This window comes from Rhizobium sp. P1_E1, assembly GCF_056406015.1.
Genome location: NZ_JBFUAY010000172.1, coordinates 1 through 9790, shown reverse-complemented (window position 1 = coordinate 9790; position 9790 = coordinate 1). Strand labels below are relative to the sequence as shown.

Annotated in this window: 8 protein-coding genes and 1 pseudogene; 6 read left to right on the top strand and 3 right to left on the bottom strand. The window is 62.3% G+C overall.

Annotation, left to right across the window (positions count from 1 at the left end; translation table 11 throughout):
* From AC1D1Z_RS29975 to AC1D1Z_RS29955, 5 genes are all read left to right on the top strand, one after another.
* Positions 1-947: glycosyltransferase family protein (locus AC1D1Z_RS29975; RefSeq protein ID WP_477852518.1), on the top strand; the 947-nt coding region annotated here is incomplete at its 5' end.
* Positions 948-956: 9 nt separating this feature from the next.
* On the top strand, positions 957-2204 hold the full coding sequence (locus AC1D1Z_RS29970; protein ID WP_446961967.1) for a glycosyltransferase: 1248 nt from the start codon (positions 957-959) through the stop codon (positions 2202-2204).
* Complete coding sequence (locus AC1D1Z_RS29965) at positions 2201-3346, top strand: glycosyltransferase family protein (protein ID WP_245368900.1); 1146 nt, start codon at positions 2201-2203, stop codon at positions 3344-3346. The genes AC1D1Z_RS29970 and AC1D1Z_RS29965 overlap by 4 nt, the downstream gene beginning before the upstream one ends.
* A gap of 182 nt (positions 3347-3528) precedes the next feature.
* Positions 3529-6243: an ABC transporter ATP-binding protein gene (locus tag AC1D1Z_RS29960; protein ID WP_028732702.1), complete on the top strand. Its 2715-nt coding sequence runs from the start codon at positions 3529-3531 to the stop codon at positions 6241-6243.
* A 101-nt stretch (positions 6244-6344) separates the two neighbouring features.
* A complete protein-coding gene (locus AC1D1Z_RS29955; protein ID WP_018246255.1) occupies positions 6345-6812 on the top strand; it encodes a cyclic nucleotide-binding domain-containing protein in 468 nt (155 codons plus the stop codon).
* A gap of 9 nt (positions 6813-6821) precedes the next feature.
* On the opposite strand, the gene AC1D1Z_RS29950 is transcribed toward AC1D1Z_RS29955, so the two are convergent.
* From AC1D1Z_RS29950 to AC1D1Z_RS29940, 3 genes and pseudogenes are all read right to left on the bottom strand, one after another.
* Entirely contained in the window at positions 6822-7112 is a 291-nt protein-coding gene (locus AC1D1Z_RS29950) for a type II toxin-antitoxin system RelE/ParE family toxin (protein WP_028732703.1), read from the bottom strand.
* Positions 7109-7519: pseudogene (locus tag AC1D1Z_RS29945) on the bottom strand (hypothetical protein). The gene AC1D1Z_RS29950 and the pseudogene AC1D1Z_RS29945 overlap by 4 nt, the downstream one beginning before the upstream one ends.
* A gap of 134 nt (positions 7520-7653) precedes the next feature.
* Entirely contained in the window at positions 7654-8985 is a 1332-nt protein-coding gene (locus tag AC1D1Z_RS29940) for an MFS transporter (protein WP_028732704.1), read from the bottom strand.
* 378 nt (positions 8986-9363) lie between these two features.
* On the opposite strand from AC1D1Z_RS29940, the gene AC1D1Z_RS29935 reads away from it, so the two are divergent.
* Positions 9364-9790: cytochrome ubiquinol oxidase subunit II family protein (locus tag AC1D1Z_RS29935; protein WP_477852516.1), on the top strand; the 427-nt coding region annotated here is incomplete at its 3' end.

Below are 9790 nucleotides of genomic sequence, written 5' to 3'. Positions count from 1 at the left end.
CGCTGAAGATGCGCGAGTCGAGCATCCGCCACACGGCCGAGACCTTCCAGCCCGATATCTTCATCGTCGACAAGGAACCGATGGGGCTGAAGGGCGAGGTCGAGGATACGTTGGCTTATCTCAAGGCTCGCGGCACCGTCCTGGTGCTGGGGCTGCGCGAGATCATGGATGCGCCGCATCTGCTCGAGGCCGAGTGGAAGAAAAACAGCATCATGCAGAAGATCGACCAGTATTACGACAGCGTCTGGGTCTACGGTCCGCCGGATTTCTACGATCCGCTGATCGGCCTCGACGTGCCGGCCAGCCTGCGCCGGAAGATGGATTTCGTCGGCTTCCTGCAGCGTAGCGTCTCCAGGGGAAAGACCTCGATCAACGCCCGCAAGGATAATTACATCCTCGTCACGACTGGTGGTGGCGGCGACGGCTCCGATCTCGTCCACGACGTCATGAACGCCTACGAGGCCGACCCGACGCTGACGCAGAAGGCGCTCGTCGTGCTCGGCCCCTATATGCCGGCCGCCGAGCGGGCCAAGCTGGTGCAGAAGGGAGAAGCGATCCCCTATATCGAGGTGATCGAGTTCGACAACCACATGGAAGAGCTGATCGACAGCGCCACCGGCGTCGTCGCCATGGGCGGCTACAACACCTATTGCGAGATCCTCTCCTTCGACAAACCGGCCCTCATCGTGCCGCGCGTCAAGCCACGCGAGGAACAGCTGCTGCGCGCCCAGCGGGCAAGCGAGCTCGGCCTCGTCGACATGCTGCTGCCGGATCAGTCGGTCGACCCCACAATCATGGCTGAAGCGCTGAAGCGCCTGCCCTTCCGCCAGCCGCCGTCAAAGAGCGGCGGCAATATGCGTCTCGAAGGGCTGGACCATATCTCGCAGACCGTCGGCCGGTGGATCGACGGCCGCGGCAGCCACCTTTCCCTCGTCGGCGCGGAATAGGGCACAGCCTTGCCGCCACGCCGCAAGATCCTCGTCGTGCTGAAAGGCTATCCCCGCCTTTCGGAAACCTTCATCGCCCAGGAACTGCTTGGCCTCGAAAAGGCCGGCTTCGACCTCACGCTGATTTCGATGCGCCGTCCGACCGACAAGAAGCGCCATCCCGTGCATGACGAGATCAGGGCGCGCGTCGTCTATCTGCCGGAATATCTGCACGAGGAGCCGATCCGCGTGCTGAAAGGCCTGGTCGCCGGTTTCTCCAAACCCGGCTTCAAGGCGCTGATGAAACGCTTCCTCGCCGACCTCAAGCGCGACCTCTCCCGCAACCGTTTCCGCCGTCTCGGCCAGGCGCTGGTGCTGGGGCGCGAATGGCCGGACGAGGGCGAATGGCTGCATGCCCATTTCATCCACACGCCTGCCTCGGTGACGGAATATGCGAGCATCCTCACGGACACACCCTGGACCTGTTCGGCGCACGCCAAGGACATTTGGACGTCGCCCGACTGGGAGCTGAACGAAAAGCTCGGCAGCGCCCGCTGGACCGTCACCTGCACCAGGACGGGCTATGAACACATGCGGACGCTGACATCACGCAAGGAGACCGTGCACTTGAGTTACCACGGTCTCGATCTCGCCCGTTTCGGCCATTTTGCCGGCGAGCGCTCGGACCGGACCGGTAGTGACCCCGACGATCCGGCCTTCATCCTCAGCGTCGGCCGCGCCGTCGAGAAAAAGGGTTACGACGTGCTGCTGCGGGCGCTGGCACTGCTGCCTGCCGACCTTAACTGGCGCATGGACCATATCGGCGGCGGCGATGAGCTTGCGAAACTGAAGGCGCTGGCCACCGAACTCGGCATTTCCCCCCGCATCGTCTGGAAGGGCGCCATGGCGCAGGAAGACGTGCTCGATCATTACCGCCGCGCCGACCTCTTCGCGCTTGCCTGCCGCATCGCCGCCAACGGCGACCGCGACGGCCTGCCGAACGTCCTGGTCGAGGCCTCCAGCCAGCGGCTCGTCTGCCTCTCGACCGAAGTATCCGGCGTGCCGGAGCTCCTGAAAAACGGTGAAAACGGCCTCGTCGTGCCGCCGGAGGAGCCGGCGCTGCTGGCCCGAGCGCTGGAGGCGGCAATCCGCGACCCGGCCCTGCGCAAGCGCCTCGGCGACGCCGCCGAAAACCAGGTGCGCGAACATTTCGACTATCACTCCAGCATCAGACAGCTCACCGGCCTGTTCGAGGCCGAATGGCAGAAGGCGTCATGACGGCACCGCGTATTTTCTTCTATGTCCAGCATCTGCTCGGCATCGGCCACATAGCCCGCGCCAGCCGCATCGCCAATGCACTGGTGACGGACGGTTTTGACGTGACTGTCGTGACCGGCGGCCTGCCGGTGCCGGGCTTTCCCGGCGAGGGTATAAAGACCGTGGCTTTGCCGGCGGTCGTTGCCAGCAATGCCGGTTTTTCCGGCCTCGCCGATGCCGATGGCCGGCCAGCGGGCGAGGATTTCCTCAATGCCCGCCGCGCGCTGCTGCTCGATGCCTTCCATGCAGCAAGGCCCGATGTCGTCATCATCGAAGCCTTCCCCTTCGGCCGGCGACAGATGCGCTTCGAACTGCTGCCCTTGCTCGAGGCGATCGAAAAGGCCGAACCTCGGCCGAAACTCCTAAGCTCGGTGCGCGACATCCTGCAGGAAAACCGCAAGGCCGGCCGCGACGCGGAGACCGCCAAGCTGGTCAAGGATCATTTCGATGCCGTGCTCGTCCACGGCGATCCCGATTTCATCAGGCTCGAGGACACCTTCCCGCTGACATCCGAGATCGCCGACAGGCTGCGTTATACCGGCCTCGTCGCACCACCGCCGGCGCCGGAACCGACCGAGACATTCGACATCATCGCATCGGCGGGCGGCGGCGCGGTCGGTGCTGTGCTGATCGGCGCGGCCAAAGAGGCAGCAGCGCTGTTACCCGCCGATCTTCGCTGGCTGCTGGTCGCCGGCCCCAACCTGCCGGAGGCCGATTTCGCCGCGCTGTCTGGAGACGCAGCCCCGAATGTGACGCTGGTGCGCTTCCGAAAGGATTTTCCCTCGCTGCTGCGCAGCGCCAAGGTGTCGATCTCGCAGGCAGGCTACAACACCGTCGGCGATCTCCTGCGCACCGAGTGCCGGGCGATCCTCATCCCCTTCGTCGCCGGCGGCGAAACCGAGCAGTCGGTGCGCGCCGAACGGCTGCAGGCACTCGGCCTCGCCGATATTCTGCCAGAAGACGGACTGACGTCGGGCCATGTGAGGGAGGCCGTCGAAAAGGCGCTCGCGGCACAGCTAAGGGGGCCGGTCTTGCTCGATCTCGCCGGAGCGGAGAAAACCGCCGCCATCATTCGCTCCATGATTGCCGAATCCCTCGCCTAATCCAAAATTCCTGTGATATAAGCAGAGTTCCGGCGAGAATCGGCATTTCTGCAGCCGGTCGCTTCGCCTTGTTTTCATTGCGATATCGGCGGTCCGGCTGCATGGTCCTGTTCTCAAAAATCCTCCCCGTCCCGGCGCCCGGATCGCGCCCCCGGAATTTCCCAGCAAGCTGACGGTTAGCCATGGAAAAAAGCCTCGCCCGCTACATCTGGAAGAACACGCGGCTGCAGCAGCTGTGGATTCTGGCTGTCGTCGCCGCCTCGATGGTGCCCTACTTCCTGTCCTTCGACCTGCCGAAGCAGATCGTCAACGGACCGATCCAGGGTGACGGTTTCGAAGGTCCGGGCGCAAGGCAGACCTTCATGCATATTGCCTATGACATCCCGCTGATCGGCCATGTCGAATTCTTCCAAGGGTTGCAGCTCAATCGTTTCCAGATGTTGATGGCCCTCAGCCTGGTGTTTCTGGCGCTGGTGGTGCTGAACGGCCTCTTCAAGTTCTACATCAACACCTATAAAGGCCGGCTCGGCGAGCGCATGCTGCGCCGTATCCGCTTCGAGCTGATCGACCGGGTGCTGCGTTTTCCGCCCATCCACTTCAAGCGTGTAAAATCGGCCGAAATCGCCACCATGATCAAGGACGAGGTGGAGCCGATGGGCGGCTTCACCGGCGATGCCTTCGTCTCCCCTGCCCTTCTTGGCGGCCAGGCGATCACGGCGCTCGCCTTCATCATCGTGCAGAATTTCTGGCTCGGCATGATCGCCGCCGGCATCGTCGGCGTACAGGCGGTCGTCATTCCCCGCATGCGCAAGCGCCTGCTGGACCTCGGCCGCCAGCGGCAGCTGACGGCGCGCGAGCTCTCCGGCCGCGTCGGCGAAATCGTCGAGGGCATCGGCACGATCCACGGCAACGACACATCGAACCTCGAACGCGCCGACATCGCCTCGCGGCTCGGCCGGATCTTCTCGATCCGCTACGATCTTTACCAGTGGAAGTTCCTGGTGAAGTTCATCAACAACTTCCTCGCCCAGGTCACGCCGTTCCTGTTTTACGCGATCGGCGGCTACCTGGCGCTGCAGGGCCGGCTCGACATCGGCCAGCTCGTCGCCGTCATATCAGCCTACAAGGACCTGCCCGGGCCGCTGAAGGAACTGATCGACTGGGACCAGATGCGCCAGGACGTGCAGGTGAAGTACCAGCAGGTCTACGAGCAGTTCAATGTCGAGCCGCTGATCGACAGCCGTATCCAGGAACTCGCGATTGCCCCGGTCGGGGCGCTGACGAGCGCGCTCGTCGTCACCAATCTGTCGCTCTCCGACGACAGCGGCGCCCGCCTCGTCGATCACGTCTCCGTCGAGATCAAGCCGAACGAGACGGTGGCGATCGTCGGGCCGAACGGCAGCGGCGCGGAAGCCTTCGCCGAAGCGCTCGGCCGCATGGTCTGGCCGGACTCCGGCCGCATCACCATCGACGGGCGCGATCTCCTGGACCTGCCGGAATCAATTACCGGCCGGCGGATCTCCTATGCCTCGGCCGACACTTTCTTCTTCCACGGCACGCTGGCCAGCAATCTGCTCTACGGCCTCAAACATGCGCCGATGACCGATCCCGTTTACGACGAGCGGGAAGCGTTGGAGTACAAATGGCATTCCGCCGAGGCAGAGAAGGCCGGCAATCCGACGCTCGACCTCAACAGCGACTGGGTGGACTACAAGGCCGCCGGCGCCAGTGGGCCCGAGGACCTGCTGAAAGCGATCCGCCCGGTGCTCGACGCCGTCCTGATCTCGCAGGACATCCTCGATCTGGCGCTGCGCTCGACCGTCAATACCGATGTGCATGTGGCAGTCAGCAACCACGTCGTGGCGCTCCGCGCCTCGCTGCGCGACCGGCTGCGCGACGAGGGGCTCGACACGATCGTCGTGCCTTTCGATTTCGACGCCTACAACGCCCAGGCGACGGTTGGCGAGAATTTGCTCTTCGGCACGATGAAGCGGCCTTTGATGACCAATCGGAGGCTTGCCGCGCATCCCTATTTCCAGCAGCTCTTCCGTGAAACCGGCCTCAGCACGGATCTCTACGCCATGGGGCTCGAGATCGCCGAGAACGCGGTGGAACTCTTCCACGACCTGCCGCCGGACCATCCTTTCTTCCAGCAGCTGACCTTCATGACGGCGGACGACATTCCGACCTACCAGGCGCTGCTGCAGAAGCTGCAAAGCCGCCGCTTCGAGGACGCCACGCCTGAGGAACGTTCGGCCATCATCCGGCTGAGTTTTGCCTATATCGAGCCGCGCCATCGCTTCGGCTTGCTGACGAACGAGCTCATGGACAAGATCGTCAACGCCCGCAAGCAGTTCCACGAGCATATTCCGGCCGATCTCGCCGAGCTGATCGAGCGCTACGATGCCGAGCGTTTCACCCCGTCGGCAAGCCTGATGGACAATGTGCTCTTCGGTCGTATCGCCTATCAGCAAGCCGACGCCTCCGACCGCATCCGCGGCATCATGGGCGAACTCTTCGATGCGCTCGACCTTTATGACGACGTGCTGTCGATCGGCCTCGAATTCGACGTCGGCTCCGGCGGCAAGCGACTGACCATGGTGCAGCGGCAGAAGCTGAACCTGGCCCGCGCGCTGTTGAAGCGCTCGGACTATTTCATCTTCAACCGGCCACTGTCGGCGCTCGACCAGCGGGTTCAGGATCGGATTACCCGCAATATCATCGAGGATTTGCATGAGGAAGGCCATCGGCCGGCGATCATCTGGGTGCTCTCCAACGCCCGGCAGGCCGAGATGTTCGACCGGATCCTGCTCTTCGACCGCGGCGGATTGGCGGAGGCTGGAAACTATCCGGAACTTTCCGAGAAAAACGGGATGTTCAAGGAACTGTTATCGTAATATTCTATAGGGGCGGCGATGGTGGGTGTTCCCGATGGGGACGCCTCGGAGTTTGAAGATGCCTGGTCCTGCGGACCCTGCGTCAGGGGATTGAAACGCTCATGCTGTTGAGAGACGAAGTCGAAATGCTGCGAAGGGTGCCGATCTTTTCAAGGATCGCGCCAGCAAAGCTCAAGCTTTTGGCCTTTACCTCCGATCGCATGACCTACAAGGCCGGACAGGATCTCTTCCATCAGGGCGATGTCGGTGATGCCGCCTATGTCATCCTCTCGGGTACCGCCGATATCGTTGTCTCCTCGCCGGCGGGCGAGATCAAGGTCGCCGATGTCGAACCCAATTCGATCGTCGGCGAAATCGCCATTCTCTGCGATGTCTCGCGCACGGCAACGGTGCGCGCCACCTCGCCGCTCGAAGTGCTGCGCATCAGCAAGGAGCACTTCCTGAAGCTGCTCAGCGATTTCCCGGAAATGGCCGTGGAAATCATGCGAGTGCTGGCCGACCGCCTGAACCACACCACGGCGGAGCTGACCGCGGCCCGGGCGGCGAAACAGCCGCAGATGGCGCAGTAGGGTTTCAAATCAAGATTTCGGCGGCCATTTCTGTGCGCCGTGAACGAGGCGCAAAATTTCCACCTGTTCGATATTCTGGTGAACCCGATAAATCACGATGAAAGATGTGCGTGAAATGACCAGTTCGCGCGTTCGATCAGTTCGTCCGGGCCGGCCGATCTCCGGCTGATCGATTCGCAAATCGATCTGACACTCGATCTCATCAAGCTGGCTTATCGCAGCGCCGACATTCTTGTCGGCGATAGACTGAATTGCTTTCTTGCGATCTGATTCAGCTTTCGCACGCCAGACGAGCTTCACTTGGCCTCGCCCTTAAGCCGCGCCAGCAGCTCTGCCCGTTCGCGCGCCATCTCTTCCACACCGTGTTCGGATCATCGGCCTCCCGGATCGCTTCCTCGATCTGTTGGCGGAACCATTTGTCGTATTCCGCCGCCTCATGGGTACGACGCAGAGCCGCGGCCCGATCCGGCCGCGGTGCCGTTTCAGGAGCGTAATCGGCCGCATCGACATCGAACTGCGAGATGCCGACGTCCTTGAGATAAGAAACCAACGTATCCATGCGCTTGAACACGCGCACCTCGCTCGGCCTTGCCGTAGCGGATGACCACCGACCAGCCGCCGGTTTTGCCGACGACGTGGGCGGCATCCACGGCGCCGGCTTCGACAAGGCGGGAAGGGGTCGAATGATCGATCCTTCCCGCGGTCATGGCATATCCTCGTTCAAGCCGATAAGGAAATGCATTTAATTATAGATCGCAGTGCATTCAATAATTGCACTTGCGCAGTCCRAAAAACAAAAGCCTGCATGGTTTCCCATGCAGGCCCCTGGGTTCAAGTCCGTCTATTCGCGCTGCTCCAGCGCCCTGCTGAAGGCGAGTGCTGCAAGGGTGCAGATGGCGCCCGACAGCAGGTAGTAGCCGACGAAGGGCAGGCCGAAGCGGCTGGAAAGGCCGAGCGCCACCAGCGGTGCAAAACCTGCGCCGATCAGCCAGGCCAGGTCCGAGGTGAAGGCAGCGCCGGTATAGCGGTAGCCGCGGCCGAAGCGGGACGAGATCGAGCCCGTCGCCTGGCCGAAGGAAAGGCCGAGCACGCCGAAGCCGATGATGACGAAAGCGTCATGGCCGCTGTTTCCGGACGCGATCAGGATCGGCCCGACGAAGCTGAAGATAGCGATGATGACGGCGCAGATGGCAAGCTGGGCGCGCCGGCCGATACGGTCGGCGATCAGGCCCGACGCGATGATGGTGACGATGCCGACCATGGCGCCGACCACCTGCACCACCATGAAGGCGCCGATCGGCTGGTTGCCGTAAAGGCTCATCCAGCCGAGCGGGAAGATGGTGACGAGGTGGAACATCGCAAAGCTCGCCAGCGGCACGAAGGCGCCGATCAGGATGTCGCGGCCATGGACGCGCAGCACGTCGAGGATGGGGGCCGCCTCCAGCTCGTGCTGTTCCAGCAGCGTGCCAAATTCCTTGGTCATGACCAGGCGCAGGCGCGCAAACAGCGCCACCACATTAATGGCGAAGGCGACGAAGAAGGGATAACGCCAGCCCCAGGAGAGGAAATCCTCACTGGAAAGATTGGCGACGAAATAACCGAAGAGGGTGCTGGCCAGCGCAAAACCGATCGGCGCGCCGAGCTGCGGGATCATCGCATACCAGCCGCGGTGCTTGGCCGGCGCATTGAGAGCGAGCAGCGAGGCAAGGCCGTCCCAGGCGCCGCCGAGCGCGAAGCCCTGGCCGAGACGGAAGAGCGCCAGCAACGCGATCGACCAGACGCCGATCTCGTTGTAACCCGGCAGGAAGGCGATCGAGGCCGTGGAGCCGCCGAGCAGGAAAAGCGCGATCGTCAGCTTGGTGCCACGGCCGTACAGCCGGTCGATCGTCATGAAGACGACGGAGCCGACGGGGCGGGCCAGGAAGGCCAGCGAGAAGATGGCGAAGGAATAGAGCGTTCCCGTCAGCCTGTCCGGCGCGAAGGGGAAGATCAGCTGTGGAAAGACCAGGACCGAGGCGAGACCGTAAACGAAGAAATCGAAGAATTCCGACATGCGGCCGATCACCACGCCGATGGCGATGCTGCCCGGCGACACGGGCTTGTCGTCGTGAATGCGCCGCGCGTCGCGTTCCAGCGACGACGATGACGGTCCGTAATGCGATGTTGTAGCCATAAAACGCCTCCCTCGTTGAAGCGCTTTCGGCAAGGCGCCTCAGCCTGATCTTGATCAAACCTGCAGGCTTATCAAGTCCGTAAGACGTAAATAGTTCATCATGGCGGCTCAAAATGAGGCGTGGACGGAAAAAATAGCGTGATCCGGGCGGCGATTTTCGGATGGGAGCGCTGGCATGGCCGGTTCTTACGGATATATTGCTTGGAACATGCGCTCGCGAAAAATCCTTCTTGATTTCATCAGGATTTCAAAGCTGTAGTGCAACATGATTTGTGCCGCAGTGCGGCATGATTGCTGCACTGCGACCAAACACCTCATGTCGCTATCAGGTCCAGTGCGTTAGTCGCGGAACAAACGAAACAACAAGAGCTTAGAGACGTGCCAAAACTCGTGAAGTTTTCCCGCCTTCTATCCGTCTTGCCGCTGCTTTTCCTGGCAGGATGCAACATGGTGGTCATGGCGCCCTCCGGCGACATCGCCGTGCAACAGCGTGATCTCATTGTCATCTCGACGGTGCTGATGTTGTTGATCATCATACCGGTGATCTTCCTGACGCTGTACTTCGCCTGGCGCTACCGCCGCTCCAATACGGCCGCCACCTACGCGCCGGAATGGCACCATTCGACCCGCCTCGAAATCGTGATCTGGGCAGCACCGCTGGCGATCATCATCGCGCTCGGCGCCGTCACCTGGATTTCCACGCATAAGCTCGATCCCTACCGCCCGCTCGACCGCCTCGATGCGGAGCGCGCCATTCCGGCCGATACCAAGCCGTTGAACGTCGAGGTCGTGGCGCTCGATTGGA